The sequence below is a fragment of the Sinomonas terrae genome, assembly GCF_022539255.1.
GTDB lineage: Bacteria > Actinomycetota > Actinomycetes > Actinomycetales > Micrococcaceae > Sinomonas > Sinomonas terrae.
Genome location: NZ_JAKZBV010000001.1, coordinates 3,881,856 through 3,896,160 on the forward strand (window position 1 = coordinate 3,881,856; position 14,305 = coordinate 3,896,160).

The window sequence follows — 14,305 nt, forward strand, 5'->3', positions numbered from 1 at the left end:
TCCTCCCCAAATACCGCCGCTGCCCAGCCCGTGAAGAGGATACAGGGGCTTGCTGTGTCAGCCGCCGAACGCGGCTTGGCGGATGACGTCAGCGAATGCCTCGGGCGTGTGCGCGAGAATTTCGGGGCTTGCGATGTGGCCGGTCCATTCGCGCTTGCTGCGCCTCATCACGTGCGCGAGGACACTGCTGTCCGGGACATCCGCAACAAACACCCCGTCCATCCCCTCCACGGATTCGGCGACCCCACAGGAACGGGTGACGACGACGTGCAGCCCGGCGGCCAGCGCCTCGTTGACGACGAGCCCCCACCCCTCTTCATCCGAGGGCAGGACCAGCGTCTCGTGCTGCGCAAGCAGTTCGGGAACCTGCTCATACGGGACGGCGCCGATGAACGCGACCCGGTCCTCGAGTCCCAGGTCGTCGCGGAGCTGGATGAGCTCGGGGGTGAGCTGGCCGGTCCCGGCAATGGTGAGCGAATCGTCCGTGTCGGCAAGCCGCCAGAGCGCCGTGATGAGGCTGCCGACGTTCTTCCGACTGATGAGCTGGCCGAGGTAGAGGAAACGGTGGCCCGCCCGGCCGAGGGTCGAGTGATTCTTGCGGGCCTGGGCAGCAGCAGCATGGATTGCCTTGACGTCCACGGGGTTGAACCCGACGTGGATCTTCGCCTGATCCACGCCCATCGCCAAGACCGCGCCTTCCGCGGCGCGGCCGGGAACGACGACGGCGTCAAGTCGCCTGAAGAACGACCGGCGAGCGCGGGCTATCGGGCCGCTACGGAAGGCGTGGGAGGCGAGCGTCGACTCGTAGAAGCCGACGAGTCGCGCCCCGGACCGACGGCCGCGGAGTGCTGCAAGCCAGTACACTGGCGACTCCCACCCGCCGAGGACTAGGGCGTCAAAGCCGTCGCCGGGCAGACTGCTGGCACTGCGCGGCACGAAGATCTGCCGCTCCCCCACCGAGATACGCGAGGTGGGGATTTCGCGCACGGGATATGCGGCGTCGTCGTACGCCATCCACCCAGCCTCGCGGTTGCCCGAATCCCGGCCAAACCGCCCGCCGTTCTCCAGGAGGAACACTTCGAGCTCGGCCTGCCTCGCCAGATCCTCCCAGACGGGCCGGCGGTACGGGGCCGCCAGATTCGTCAGCCAGGCGATGCGCCGTCGGATTCCGCTCACGCTGCCCAGCCGCCCGGCGTCGTCGTCTGCGCCCGCATTGATGGCCTGCCTCTCGAAAATGAATGGGGATCAAAAAAGCAAGGCGGGCAGAGAGAACAAAGGCGCGCCGCCCTCATAGCTCATTCATAGCTGATTCTAAGGTTCACTTTCGGCAGGCATTTGGGGCTCGTCAGCCCCTCATAGAACCTTTTGGTCCCGGAAATTCAGGGGTTTTCCGGCCCGAACAGGCTACCAACCCTCTTGCTGGGAATTCCCCCCTAGTTCTCGGGGAGAACGCCTTGTCTTGTTTCCATCCTCGGCCTCCCCTACTTGCTGCGGTACGGGATCGGTACGCAGAGCACTGGAAATCGGTCTTGGCCTATCACTTGATTCTGGCCTTCGGAGGACTCGATTCTGCCCGACCCCGTTTACCGGATTGGACGCGTCCAAAGACTGTGGGATGACCCCGCCGGAGCTAGGGGCCGGCGCCGATCAGAGGTTCGACTCATGGAACGGAAGACAGTCCTCAGACGCTCCTCTGCTGCGGCGTCCGCGGCGGTCGGGAGCCTCATGCTCATCGGGGGCTCATTCGCCTCGCCCCCCGCGGCAGCCCCCGCCGCGGAGACGGCGCCCGTCCAGCCGCAGGCCCCGGCCGCGCCGACGGCCTACATTCCGGTGGCCGGAGCGGGCGGCCAGTCAGCCGTGGACGCCTGCATTGGCCCTATCCGCTTCACACCGGTCACGGCATCGGTGAGCATCGTCGAGCACGATTTCTGCGGTGGCTGGAGCCGCATGAGCTGGATCCAGCCCGGCACAGTCGTCACTGTCCAGGGCTACGGGACGTTCACCGCGTTCCAGCGCCTCGTGGTCCCCAACTCCGCGCCGCAGAGTGTGCTCGCGGGCTTCGCCGGCGGGTACCCGCCGATCTTCCTCCAGACGTGCATCCCGGGAACCTCGGAGATGCTGCTGATCGGTCTTCACTGAGGCGCATCGGAAGGCTGGTCCAGAAGGTTTGCCGCGAGCGCCCGGGCAACGAAACGGCCGTACCGCTCGGCCGTCCAGCCCCTCTTGATCACGAGGCTCTCGTAGAGCTCCGCTGCCGTGCACGTGAACATCACATCGGCGGCTTCCTCCGCGCTCAGCCCGGGGCGGAGGAGGCCGCGCCCCACCAGCTGGTTGGCGTTGTGGAGCATGCGCTGGTACCGCGCGTCGTCGACGTCGCGCAGCAGCTCAGCCATCTCGGCGTGGCCGCTGGCTGCCGCATCCCGGATGAGGAGGACGATCGGGGCGCCGAGCGGACTGATCTCAGTGGTGAAGCGCCCGAAACGGTCCATGAGCTTCCGCGGATCGGTCTCGGTCAGCTGGGCGCGGTCCGACCGCTCCTCGGCCGGCGGCCCGACCGCTCCCAGGAGGCTCTGCTCCTGGATGGCGCGGACAAGGCCGGGCTTTCCCCCGAAGTTCTTGTAGACGGTCTCCGGTGAAGCCTTCGCCCTGCGTGCAATCTCGGCCACAGTCGTCGCGCCGTACCCCTTCGCGAGGAACAGCTCGCGGGCAATATCGAGGATCAGACGCCGGGTGCCTTCGGCGGCTGCGCGCCGACGCGAGGCATCGTAGGCGCGGGGGCGAACGCGGGCTTTCTGCCCATTGACCTCGTCCGCCATACGGCCTACACTCCAATCAATACAGCGAACTGTATTGAAATCATCCTAGCTCACACCCTCAGTTTTTGGAGCACGCCATGGATACCGCAGGCGGCATCAACCGCCTCCCTGTGGGACCGGTGCGGCGGATGTTTGCCGCCGCCAGCCGGCACGACCTCGAAGCAATGGTTCTCGAATTCGCCGAGGACTACGTCAACATCACTCCCGTCCACCCCGAACGGAACTTCCGCGGCAGAGAACAGGTCCGCAGAAATTGGACTTCACTCTTCGCAGCCATCCCCGAACTCGCCCTCGAAGTCCACGACTGCGCCACCGGGCCCGATGAAAAGGTCTGGGTCGAATGGAGTTCGTCAGGTACACGACTCGACGGCGTGCCCGTCGAACAGGCCGGCGTCGCCATCTTCACCGTGACGGACGACAAGCTGACTGCCGTCCGCTTCTACCTCGAACCCGTGGAACGCGAGTCCGGGGACGTCAACGCCGCTGTCCGCGCCATGACCGCCGCCCAGGCTCCGGTTCCACTCGAGCCATGATCCTCGTCGTCGGCGGCACTGGCCGGCTCGGGAGCGCCCTGGTAGGTCTCCTGAAGAACGACGGCGAGCCTGTCCGCACCATGTCCCGCGGCGCCTCGGTGCCGTTCCCAGCGGCGGCGGACGACGGCGTCGAACGCTTCCGCGGTGACCTCACCTCGCTCTCGGACTGCGAGCGCGCGGTGGCCGGGTGCCGAAAAGTGGTCTTCGCCGCCTCCGGATTCGGCCTCCGCAAGGGTGGCGATCCGCGAAGCGTCGACCGGGACGGGGCGCTGCGGCTCGTCGCAGCCGCTGCCCGGGCCGGCGCCGCACAGATCATCATGGTGTCGATGCACGGTGCGGCCGCCGATTCCTCGCTCGAATTCCTGCGGATGAAGGCCGCGGCCGAGGACGCGGTGCGAAATTCTGGAACCGGATGGGCGATTGTCCGAATGGGACCGAATCTCGAACAATTCCTCGTGACGATGGCTGAGCCGCTCCCCTCGAAAGGACGCGTCATGGTGTTTGGTTCGGGAACGGCGAAGGTCACGTTCACTTCGACGCCAGATGCCGCGGAACTGCTGCGCCGCATTCTGTCCGAGGATTCGTGCCTGAGCGAGACGATCGAATGGGGCACGGAGACGCACACCTTCAACGAGCTCGCCGAGGCCATCCTGACGAAGGCCGGCCACGGTTCAATTCAGCGGGCTCCTATTCCTGCCCTTCGGCTCATGAGTGTGGCCGCGCGCCCGTTCTCGCCGTTCCTCGCCCGGATGGCAGCCGCGGCGATCTGGATGGAGAGTGGCGCCGCAGAATTCGACCCCCAACCTGGGCGCAGGGCCTATCCCGACATCCCTGTCCGGGGACTCGCGGAGCTTGTGAGCGAGCGCACGGGGTAAGGGCACGGAGACGCTCGCGAGGGCACCTACGCGCCAGGAGGAATCATGAGTGACGCCCAGCCGACCAGCGGCCAGGTCGACAACGAAATGCTCTCCAACTACCTGCAGAACCACATCATTGCCGCGAACTCCGGCAAACGGCTTTTCGAAGAGGCCGCCAAGGTCTGGAGCGGAACGCCTCACGGCCCGACGTTCGAACGGCTCTCCCGCGAGGTGACGGAGGATTCGGACGAACTCGAACGCATCGCGAAGAGCCTCGGCGCAGAATTGCCGCCACACAAGCAGGCCACCGCCTGGATCGGCGAGCAGGCATCGAAGCTCGGCCCCCTCAACCCCGCCCATGCCCCCGGCGGCCATCCCGGGCAGCTCGAGCTCGAGGGACTGATCAGCGCTGTGACGGGCAAGTCCCTGCTGTGGGAGACGCTCCTCCTGCTCGCCGATCAGGACACCCGGATCGAAGCCCTCACCGTGGAGCGCCTCCACGACCGCGCACTCCGCCAGATCCGGGACATCTCCGAGGTCATGCGTTCGACCGCGAAGGCTCGCTTCCGGGCGGGGGCTGACGCATCATCTTGAGCATCCCGGCGCCACCGCTGGCGAAGAAGCGCACCAGGAGGACCGCGGCGATGGCGAGGAACACGATGTTCAGCCACGTCGTGTAGTCCCACGAGACGGAGGCTTCGATCACGGTCGCGTTGCGGGTCTTCGGGGTCAGGCCGGTGGCCGCGAAGAGCAGTTCGACGGCGTACCCGGCCAGGACCATCGCGAGGTAGAACGTCGCCGTGATCCGCAGCGCGGCGCGGCCGCCGTAGTACTTGCGGTAGATCACGATCACGGGGACCACGATGAGGTCGGCGAAGATGAAGCTCGCGACCCCGCCGAAGCTGATGCCCCCGTTCCACAGGACCGCGGCGAGTGGCACGTTCCCGACCGAGCACACGAAGCTCAGCATCGCGATCACAGGGCCGACTAGCGGGCCCCATGCCGCCGCGAGCACCGGGTTGCCTTCGAAGAAGAAGGCCCGGAGCCACTCCGTCGGAACCCATGCGGCGAAGGCGCCCGCGATGAGAAGCCCGCCCACGATGTCCCGCCACACGGACGCCCAGTCCATTACGAAGTAGGTCGCCACGGAGTCGAGGCCCTCGCGGGAGAACAACCGCTGCCAGAAGGTCCCCTCACCTTGGACTGACATGTCCATCGCGGCATGGCCCTCCATCGATCCTGGGATGCCCTTCTCGGCCTGCGCGCGGGCGGCGTCCACGATCTTCCCGCGCATCCAGAGCCGGAAGAACAGCGCCACGAGGACGATCATGATCGGTCCGCCGATGAACTCCGCAAGCGTGAACTGCCAGCCCATGAGCAGTGCCAGAATCAGCCCGAGTTCGATGACGAGGTTCGTCGAGGCGATCTCGAAGGCCATCGCCGAGGCGAAGCTCGCCCCCTTCCGGAAGAGGCTCCTGGCCAGCGCGACAGCGGCATAGGAGCACGACGACGACGCCGCACCAAGTCCCGCCGCCGCTGTCAGGGCGCGGGGCGAGTCCCCGGAGAGCAGCCGGGTAACCTGCTCGCGGCGCACAAGGGCCTGCACGACTCCGGACAGGGCGAAGCCCAGGACCAGCGGCCACAGGATCTCCCACGCCATCGACCCGGCCGCCGCCAGGGCGTGCAGAACTGCGTTCACGGCGTCCATACCCGTTGCGTCCCTTCCGTAGCCCTCTCCAATGCTTGCCCCTCTCTGTCGAGGCTGCCTCCCTCTGTCTGGTTCCCCGGACGTCATCTGCCACACAGGGCACTTGCGGTCCGGCCTTCGACCCCTCATCGCGATTTCGGTAGTATCTGCGTATGCATGCAGATATGAAGATTTGCGGCTTGGACCCGGATTCACAGTATGTGGATCTGGCTGTCGAGGTGTTCTCAATGCTCGCGGACGCAACTCGTGTCCGCATCATCCTCGCTCTGCGCGCGAACGAGGAACTCTCGGTGAACCGCCTCGCAGAAGTCGTGGACAAGTCTCCCGCAGCCGTGTCGCAGCATCTGGCCAAAATGCGTCTGGCCCGCATTGTCGCGGCGCGGCAGGAGGGCACGAGGGCGTTCTACCGCCTCGCGAACGAGCACGCCTCGCAGATGGTCTGCGACGCGATCTTCCAGGCCGAGCACTCCCTCGGCGGGGTCCCCCGCCACCACCATGCGAACGCTGACTCAGAGCGAAAGGAAACCGCATGAACGCCGAGCAGGCGCGCGCTGGCGAGAAGCATGCCCACGGCGCTGCGGACAGCCATGACAACGGTCATGACCACGAGCACGATCACGACCACGGGCATGCTCACGGTCACGGGCACGATCACGGGCACGATCACGAGCACTCACACGGATTCCTCGGAACGCTCAAGGAATTCTTCGTCCCCCACACGCACGATTCCTCGGACTCCGTCGACGATGCACTCGAAGCGAGCACGGAGGGCGTCCGCGCGCTGAAGATCAGCCTGTTCGTGCTGTTGGGCACAACCATTCTGCAGTTCCTTGTGGTGCTCGTCAGCGGATCGGTCGCGCTTCTGGCCGACACGGTGCACAACTTCTCGGACGCGCTCACCGCGGTGCCGCTCTGGGTCGCGTTCGTGCTCGCCCGGCGTCCCGCGACGCGCCGCTACACCTACGGTCTGGGCAAAGCCGAGGATCTCTCGGGCCTGTTCATCATCGCCGTCGTCGCGCTCTCCGCGATCGTCGCCGCATGGCAGTCGGTCGAGCGTCTCATCCATCCCCATCCACTGGAGAACCTGTGGTGGGTCGCTGTGGCCGGCGTCGTCGGCTTCGCCGGGAACGAGGCCGTCGCGGTGTACCGCATCCGGGTCGGGCGCCGCATCGGCTCGGCGGCGCTCGTTGCGGACGGGGTCCACGCCCGCACCGACGGGTTCACCTCGCTCGCCGTGGTCGTCGGCGCCGTCGGCGTCATGCTCGGGTTCCCGCTGGCGGACCCGATCGTCGGTCTTCTCATCAGCGTGGCGATCTTCGTGCTCCTCTGGGGAACGGTCCGCAGCTTGGGGCGGCGGCTTCTGGACGGCGTCGAGCCCGAACTCGTCGACCGCGCGGAACACGCCCTCGCAAGCGCACCGGGGGTCCTCGCCGTCGAGCGCGTCCAGCTTCGGTGGATCGGCCACCGCCTCCACGGATCGGCTCTGGTACGCGTCGACCCCGGCACAACGGCTGCTCAGACGGATGCCCTGCGCGCGGAGGCCGCACACCTCCTCGGCCACGCCCTCCCCAACCTCGAGGACGTCACGGTCGCGGCCACGGCCGGCTAACCAGGCGGCGCCCACGATGCTCGCATCGCCGTATTGACAGCGGCGGAGGAGAGGGGCGCAATGTTCCTTGGGCATGCCGCTTCCGAAGGCGCGCGTCGCGTCGGCGCACAGCGAATAGGCCTTGAGCCGCTGTACGCCGAATGAACCCTTGACCGGAAAGGAAGAGCACGGTGGTGGAGAGAACCCTCCTAGGTACAACGCTCGGCTCCGGCCTTGCAGCCGGCGCTGCCGGCACCACAGCGCTGAACGCAGCAACCTACCTCGACATGGCCCTCAGGGCCAGGCCTGCCAGCAGTACCCCGGAGGAGTCGGCCCGACGCCTCGCCCAGTCCGCCGGTGTGTCGATCCCCGGGAACGAGGAGGAGCAGCAGAACCGCTTGGCGGGCCTCGGCCCACTGCTGGGGATCGGGGCGGGGATCGCAACCGGGCTCGTCCTCGCCGCTGCCCGAGCCGCTGGGTTCAAGCCGGGCCGCGTCCTCGGAACGCTGACCGCGGCGGCGGCTGCGATGGCTGCTGGGAACGCCCCGATGGTCGTCCTGAAGATCACGGACCCGAGAACCTGGTCCGCGACGGACTGGGCGAGTGACATCCTTCCGCACTTGGCCTACGGGATAGCGGCCGACGCCGTCCTCCGCTCCCAGCGCTGACCCCGCAACCTTGACAGGAGCGCCTTCGTTCTGCGAACGAAGGCGCTCCTGTCTGCTGCTCTTCTCTGCTCAATGCGGCTGCCCTCTCCTCAGTGCTGCTGTTCTCTGTTAGTTCAACAACCCATCACAGGCTCTTCACAGGAATGTAAGGGCTGAGCAGAAGGCTTGGGAGGCCGGGATCCAGCCCACACGCATCTGCGTCCCTCAAGCCGCGGGGGGAGCGCTTCCCGGGATACCCAAGGAAGCCTGGCCCGAGCGTGCCTCGTGGCGCTCCGGGCTCAGTAGAGGAGAACTGCAATGGCCAAAGCGCCAAGAGCTGACCGAAGACCCTTCAACGCCCAACAACTCGGAGGCTTCGGCCTGCGCCGGCTGCCGGCCTCCGTGCCCGGGGGCAAGCCTCTCTCGATCGTGGCCGCGAGCTGCGCGCTTGTCCTCCTGGGCGGCGGCATCGCCGCGGCGTCGACCATCCCTCTCGGGCAGAACCAGGTCGGCGGCCAATATGAGAACGGCGAGCAGATCGCATCGAACCAGGTGATCAAGCCCATCGGCGATCGCCTGATGACGCCATTCGGCAAGATCATGGGCTCGACCGTCAGCCCTGATGGCCGCTTTCTGGTGGGGACGAGCGCGGACCGCTCGGTCGACCTGCAGGTCTTCGACCTCAAGACCTACAAGCCCGTCGCTGCCGCGGGTACCCTCTCGGCCACCTCGTTCACAGCGGCCGCCAGCAACGCGGGCTATATGAACATGGCGTACCAGCACATCACCGACGGCTCGGTCTGGCAGGAAGGCCCGGTCTTCTCCCCCGATGGCAAGTTCCTCTACGCACCGGTCGCAACCGGCGTCGTCCGCTACCCCTTCAACCCCGACGGTTCCCTCGGCACCGGCACGAAGATCAGCATCCCGGCCGTGGGCAGCGAGCAGGCGCTGACCGCGGGTATGGCGTTCTCCCCCGACGGCTCGACGCTGTACGCCGCGGTGAACGGCCAGAACACGGTCGTCGCGATCGATCCGGTCGCGGGCACGATCAAGCAGACCTTCAACACCGGGATCGCACCGCGCCAGCTGAAGTTCGTCGGCACCAAGCTGTACGTCTCTAACGAGGGAGGCCATCAGGCCGCACCCGGCGACGCGACGATGGGCTCCTACGGTACCCAGGTTCCCGCAGACACTTACCGCGGCACCTCCACGAGCGGGACGCTGAGCGTCATCGACACGGCCAACGCCTCGGCGGCGGTCTCGTCGATCGACGTCCAGCTGCACCCGACCGCGATGTACCTCGACGGCTCCACGCTGTACGTGGCGAACACCAACAGCGACACTGTCTCGGTCGTGGACACGGCGAGCAACAAGGTCATGCAGACCATCGCGACGCAGCCCTGGGCCTCGTCGCAGGTGGGCTACGAGCCCACCGGCATCACGATGCAGGGCGACCACCTGCTGGTCTCGCTAGGCCGCGCGAACGCGATTGCTGTCTACAAGGTGAATAAGCAGGACCCGAAGGATCCCGCGAGCTACATCGGCCTCCTGCCGACGGACTACTACCCCGGAAACGTCACAGCGGTGAACGGGCAGATCGTGGTCACCAACATCCGTGGCATCGACGCGCGCGGCCCGGAGCTGAGCTACAACAAGGGGCCCGGCACCACGGTTGCAACCGGCCACGGCACGCACTCGACCACGGCTTCGCTCACGAAGTTCACCCTGCCGACAGACGACCAGATCCAGCAGTACACCGACACCGTGTTCCAGCAGAACGGCTGGGACGGCAGCTCCGTCAAGCAAGCGACGGCCGCTGACGCCGCCAACATTCCGGCCGTGGCGGTCCCGAAACGGATCGGGGACCCCTCGACGATCAAGCACGTGTTCCTGATCGTCAAGGAGAACCGCACCTACGATCAGGTCTACGGCGACATGAAGCAGGGCAACGGCGACGCTTCGCTCGCGCAGTTCGGCGCGAAGGTCACCCCCAACCAGCACGCACTCGCCGCCCAGTTCGGCCTGTACGACAACACCTACGACATCGGCACCAACTCGGCGGAGGGCCACAACTGGATGATGCAGGGGGACAACCCCGCATACACCGAGACCAGCGCCGGGGAGTACACCCGCTCCTATGACACGGAGGAGGACGTGCTGGGCCACCAGCGCTCCGGCTTCCTCTGGACGTCGATCCAGTCTGCGGGCAACACGGCCAGGAACTACGGCGAGTTCGAATACGGCGAGGGCAAGCCGGCTGGCGCGACTTGGCAGCAGTACTACTGCGCGGCCACGAGCACGATGAACGGCGGCGACCCCGCCCAGCTCTTCACGCCGTCGCTTCAGATGCACGCGAGCTCGGCCATCCCGTCGCTCAACGCGATCGCGGATCCGAACGCGGCCCCGTTCGACACCTCCGTGCCGGACATCTACCGGTACGAGACTTGGAAGCAGGACTTCGAGAAGAACGGTCCTAAGAACTTCCAGATGATGTGGCTCTCGAGCGACCACACCGGCGGCACCGCTGACCCCGAGGCCCAGGTCGCGGACAACGACCTCGCCGTGGGCAAGATCGTCGACGAGATCTCGCACTCGCAGTACTGGAAGGACTCTGCGATCTTCATCGCGGAGGACGACAGCCAGGACGGCGCCGACCACGTGGACGGCCACCGCGCCCCGGTTCAGGTCATCAGCCCGTACGCGGTGCACGGCAAGACCGTCAGCACGTTCTACTCGCAGATCAATATGGTCCGGACCATCCAGCAGATCCTCGGTGCCCAGCCGCTGAACCAGAAGGTCGCCGCGGCCACCCCGATGTTCGACGCCTTCACCGACAAGCCCAACACGACGCCCTTCAACGCGGTGCCGAACCAGGTCCCGCTGACCGAGGGCGTCAAGACCGCCCCTGCGTGCGGCAACGACACTCTGGGCCAGACGGGCGCCGCGGCCGCCGCGGTGAACACCGCCGCTGCCAAGGCTGCGGCTGTCCCGGCCCCGATGCAGGAGATAGCGGACGAGTGGGACAACTGGTCTGAGCAGCAGCACCTGACCGGCAACGGCGCGAAGGAAGACTTCGCGAACCCGTACCTGTTCAACCGCTGGACCTGGTACCAGACCCACAACTGGCAGAGCCCCTACCCAGGGGACGCCAAGATCTACGGCCCGAACGACGTGCCGGGCATCCCCGCCAACTCGACCAACCACGAGGACGGCTGATCGATCGCCCGAATAGCCTGAAAAAGCTGAAGGCCGCTTCCCGGAGGGGGCGGCCTTCAGCCGTTCAAGGACCGGCCCCAAGAAGGCGAGCTGGAAATCCGGCTTCGGCTGGGAATCGAGTCTTCAGTGCGGGGGGTTAACTTCGACGATCCTCGCGCAGCATTCTCCGTGCCCCTGCCCTGGCTCGATCGATTCGACCCGCCGGCCGGAGTCTTCGCACCCTTCGAGGGCGCCCGCGAGCAAGGCGCCGTTGAGTGTGCAGACGACGGCGCGGTGCCCCGAGGCGAGCGCATGGAACGGGCAGTTGGCGAGCTCGATGCAGCCCTCTTCGTCACTGCAGGGGACGGGGGCGTAGCCGGTGGCCTCGAGCACGGCCTCGATGCGCCCGTGCCGGCGCCCGATGGCTTCGCCCTCCTCGCGGCCCACTTTCTGCAGGCTCTCCGCCATGGGTTCCCCCAGCTGCATGGACCGCTCGGCTGCAGAGGCCATGAGCTCCCCGGCCAGCTCGTAGCTGCGCTCGGGCACGGAAGCGAGGACTTCCTCGGCGGCCGGCGTGTAGAACTTCGAGGGCCGCCCGGTGCCGGGCCCTCCCGGGCCGGACTTCGCGAAACCGGCCTCGAGGACGCCTTCCTCGGCCAGCCTGTCGAGCTGCGCGGCGGCGACTCCCCGGGTGAGGCCGAGCGCCTGGGCGGCCTCGTCCCGCCCGACGGGCCGCCCTGCCCGCCTGACGTAGTCGAACAAGGCCCTCCGGGTGGTGTCGCCGAGGGAGGCGACAGCGGCGATCCTCTGGGACCAGCGAGAAGCAGCCATGCCTCCAGTGTAAATCCAAAACGTATAGATCTTGTTTTAGATGCTAGGCGAGAACTAAAATCGGTTGTACCAGTTTTGGAAAGGAGCACACCATGTCCTCTGCATCGACCGGCCGCCGCCTCCACTTCCCGGCCCGGCGCACCTCCTCGATCCGCGGGATGAGCGGGGCCGAGCAGGCCTACGCCCTGCTGCGCACGCTCTACGTCGTCGCCCCTGTGCTGTTCGGGCTCGACAAATTCTTCAACATCCTCGCCTACTGGCCCACGTACCTGGCCCCGGTCGCAACCCAGATCGTGCCGCTGAGCCCTCAGGGGTTCATGTACATCGTGGGCGTCGTCGAGGTCATCGCAGGCCTCCTCGTCGCCTTCAAGCCCCGGTGGGGCTCCGTCGTCGTCGCCCTCTGGCTCGCCGGAATCATCGTGAACCTGCTCGTCCTAGGGCATTTCTACGACGTCGCCCTGCGCGACTTCGGCCTCCTGGTCGGCGCGCTCGCCCTCAACCGCCTCGCCGTCCGCCGGGCCTGAGATGCCCAGCAAAGATCAAACCAGCGAAGATCAAAGGAGGGGCACGATGCGTTTCCCGCCCAGCATCCACGTGCTCTACATCGAGGACTGCCCCAACTGGGAAGGGGCATTGAGGCTCGCTCGCGACGCCGCCTTCTCGGCCGGGGCAGCTGAGGTGGACGTCCTTGCCACCGAGGTCAGCACCCCGCAGCAGGCCGCCCGCCTCGGGTTCGCCGGGTCACCGACGATCCTCGTGGGGGGCAAGGACCCGTTCCCCGGCGTCCGCAGTCCAGCGCTGAAGTGCAGGGTCTTCCAGACCTCCGGTGGCCCATCCGGGCTACCTGAGCGCGGGCAGCTCGTCGACGCAATCCGGACGGCGATCGCCGCTTGAAAGAGGAGGCCGACCGACCACTGGTCGGCCGGCCTTCAGGGGTGCCCGACGCTCACCGCGTGCGTGACCATCAATGAGTTCGGAGGATAGAGGTCGACGCCGTCCGGATTGGCGAGCAGACCAGGGGTGCTACCGGCAACGTGATCGGCGCCGTACTGCCACACGACCTTGTTCGTATGCGGGTTCACCACGACAACACGGTCGTTGTAGTCGTCATTTGCGACGATGTCGCCATTCGGCAAGGGCAGTGCGAGAGATGGATGATTGAGGGCCTGCGCGCCGGTAGGTGCGTATCGCCACAGGATCTTGCCGGTCTTGTCGAACTCGACAATCTGCCCGTGCGCCGAATAGTCGACAGCGAGATACACACCCGGCCGGATTTCGTTGCTGTCCGAGGGATAGGCCACCGAGGGGAGCCTCGCGGACCATTTGACCGCGCCTCGAGGCGTGATTTCGTTGACCCAGCTGCCGTTGATCTCCGTGACGAGGAAATTGCCGTCGGCAAGAGGGAAAGCACCGTTGGGGCTCCCGTACGAGGCCGGCGGATTGTGCACGCACTGGCCGTTTCCGAATTGCCTTCTGATGTCCTTCCCCTGCGGCGGAACGACGACGATGCGGCAATTCATGATGTCCGCACTCACCAGGGTGCCGTCCGGCAACATGATCGCGTCGTCGGGGTGGTGCAAGTGTCCCGCCGCAGCGCCCGGGGCTCCCGCCGTGCCGTAGTGGTACGTCACGGCGTGGGTCTGGATATCGATGACGCGAATGATCGCATCGTCCTCTTCCGTTGCCACGATCTGCTTGCCATCCGGCGTGAAGAATGCGTCGTCGGGAACTGCGAAGGTCTCGCCTTTCTTCACGTCTCCTGGCCGCGGATACTGCCAGATGATGCGGCCCTCAGGGTCGACGATAATGACGCGGTTATTCAGCTTGTCAGCGATCAGGATGGGGGTGGGCAGCGCTGAAGGATCCGAACCGCGCTGCAGGTGGCCGGGGCCGGTCCCGCTGGCGGCCAGGGCAGACAGAAAGTCGGGCGAAGCGGACGACGACGGCGCCCCCGCGGTCGGCGCGGTCGTCCCGGAGCCGGCGCCCGGCGTCGTCGGCTCTTCGCTTGGCGAGCCGCTGCACGCGGACATGACGACGACGGCGATGGCGGCAGCGAGCGCTGCCCTCATCGCGGAAAACCGTTCTCTATTCGTGCCAGCCAATTTCGTTCCACTGCGATCCGAACGGCTA

Annotated in this window: 15 protein-coding genes; 10 read left to right on the forward strand and 5 right to left on the reverse strand. The window is 66.6% G+C overall.

Annotation, left to right across the window (positions count from 1 at the left end; translation table 11 throughout):
- Positions 1 to 57: 57 nt before the first annotated feature.
- Positions 58 to 1,176 carry a glycosyltransferase family 4 protein gene (locus tag L0M17_RS17935; protein WP_241055759.1) on the reverse strand — a complete coding sequence of 373 codons (1,119 nt, stop codon included), beginning with the start codon at positions 1,174 to 1,176 and terminating at the stop codon, positions 58 to 60.
- Positions 1,177 to 1,662: 486 nt separating this feature from the next.
- Between L0M17_RS17935 and L0M17_RS17940 the strand changes: the two genes are divergently transcribed.
- Positions 1,663 to 2,139 carry a hypothetical protein gene (locus L0M17_RS17940; RefSeq protein ID WP_241055760.1) on the forward strand — a complete coding sequence of 159 codons (477 nt, stop codon included), beginning with the start codon at positions 1,663 to 1,665 and terminating at the stop codon, positions 2,137 to 2,139.
- Here the strand turns inward: L0M17_RS17940 and L0M17_RS17945 are convergent.
- A complete protein-coding gene (locus L0M17_RS17945; protein ID WP_241055761.1) occupies positions 2,133 to 2,816 on the reverse strand; it encodes a TetR/AcrR family transcriptional regulator in 684 nt (227 codons plus the stop codon). The genes L0M17_RS17940 and L0M17_RS17945 overlap by 7 nt on opposite strands.
- 77 nt (positions 2,817 to 2,893) lie before the next feature.
- On the opposite strand from L0M17_RS17945, the gene L0M17_RS17950 reads away from it, so the two are divergent.
- From L0M17_RS17950 to L0M17_RS17960, 3 genes are read left to right on the forward strand one after another with little or no spacing between them, the layout of a single operon-like run.
- Positions 2,894 to 3,349: a nuclear transport factor 2 family protein gene (locus L0M17_RS17950; protein ID WP_241055762.1), complete on the forward strand. Its 456-nt coding sequence runs from the start codon at positions 2,894 to 2,896 to the stop codon at positions 3,347 to 3,349.
- Positions 3,346 to 4,224: an SDR family oxidoreductase gene (locus L0M17_RS17955; protein WP_241055763.1), complete on the forward strand. Its 879-nt coding sequence runs from the start codon at positions 3,346 to 3,348 to the stop codon at positions 4,222 to 4,224. Before L0M17_RS17950 ends, L0M17_RS17955 begins: the two co-directional genes overlap by 4 nt.
- Before the next feature lie 45 nt (positions 4,225 to 4,269).
- Entirely contained in the window at positions 4,270 to 4,800 is a 531-nt protein-coding gene (locus tag L0M17_RS17960) for a hypothetical protein (RefSeq protein ID WP_241055764.1), read from the forward strand.
- Here L0M17_RS17960 and L0M17_RS17965 read toward each other — a convergent pair.
- Entirely contained in the window at positions 4,745 to 5,914 is a 1,170-nt protein-coding gene (locus L0M17_RS17965; protein ID WP_241055765.1) for a permease, read from the reverse strand. The two genes, L0M17_RS17960 and L0M17_RS17965, sit on opposite strands and share 56 nt — an antisense overlap.
- A gap of 152 nt (positions 5,915 to 6,066) precedes the next feature.
- On the opposite strand from L0M17_RS17965, the gene L0M17_RS17970 reads away from it, so the two are divergent.
- The 4 genes from L0M17_RS17970 (at position 6,067) to L0M17_RS17985 (ending at position 11,365) form a co-directional block, all read left to right on the forward strand.
- A complete protein-coding gene (locus L0M17_RS17970; protein ID WP_241055766.1) occupies positions 6,067 to 6,447 on the forward strand; it encodes an ArsR/SmtB family transcription factor in 381 nt (126 codons plus the stop codon).
- On the forward strand, positions 6,444 to 7,523 hold the full coding sequence (locus L0M17_RS17975; RefSeq protein ID WP_241055767.1) for a cation diffusion facilitator family transporter: 1,080 nt from the start codon (positions 6,444 to 6,446) through the stop codon (positions 7,521 to 7,523). Before L0M17_RS17970 ends, L0M17_RS17975 begins: the two co-directional genes overlap by 4 nt.
- Before the next feature lie 170 nt (positions 7,524 to 7,693).
- The gene (locus L0M17_RS17980; protein ID WP_241055768.1) at positions 7,694 to 8,170 is read left to right on the forward strand and encodes a hypothetical protein; all 477 of its coding nucleotides are present in this window, start codon (positions 7,694 to 7,696) and stop codon (positions 8,168 to 8,170) included.
- A gap of 297 nt (positions 8,171 to 8,467) precedes the next feature.
- The gene (locus L0M17_RS17985) at positions 8,468 to 11,365 is read left to right on the forward strand and encodes an alkaline phosphatase family protein (protein ID WP_241055769.1); all 2,898 of its coding nucleotides are present in this window, start codon (positions 8,468 to 8,470) and stop codon (positions 11,363 to 11,365) included.
- 123 nt (positions 11,366 to 11,488) lie between these two features.
- Here L0M17_RS17985 and L0M17_RS17990 read toward each other — a convergent pair whose 3' ends face one another.
- Positions 11,489 to 12,175 carry a helix-turn-helix transcriptional regulator gene (locus L0M17_RS17990; protein WP_241055770.1) on the reverse strand — a complete coding sequence of 229 codons (687 nt, stop codon included), beginning with the start codon at positions 12,173 to 12,175 and terminating at the stop codon, positions 11,489 to 11,491.
- 92 nt (positions 12,176 to 12,267) lie between these two features.
- Between L0M17_RS17990 and L0M17_RS17995 the strand changes: the two genes are divergently transcribed.
- Both L0M17_RS17995 and L0M17_RS18000 read left to right on the forward strand, forming a co-directional pair.
- Positions 12,268 to 12,699: a DoxX family membrane protein gene (locus L0M17_RS17995; protein ID WP_308196897.1), complete on the forward strand. Its 432-nt coding sequence runs from the start codon at positions 12,268 to 12,270 to the stop codon at positions 12,697 to 12,699.
- A 46-nt stretch (positions 12,700 to 12,745) separates the two neighbouring features.
- Positions 12,746 to 13,069 carry a hypothetical protein gene (locus L0M17_RS18000; protein WP_241055771.1) on the forward strand — a complete coding sequence of 108 codons (324 nt, stop codon included), beginning with the start codon at positions 12,746 to 12,748 and terminating at the stop codon, positions 13,067 to 13,069.
- Positions 13,070 to 13,104: 35 nt separating this feature from the next.
- On the opposite strand, the gene L0M17_RS18005 is transcribed toward L0M17_RS18000, so the two are convergent.
- Positions 13,105 to 14,244 (reverse strand): outer membrane protein assembly factor BamB family protein, encoded by a 1,140-nt coding sequence (locus L0M17_RS18005; protein WP_241055772.1) that lies wholly within the window; start codon positions 14,242 to 14,244, stop codon positions 13,105 to 13,107.
- Positions 14,245 to 14,305: the final 61 nt, after the last annotated feature.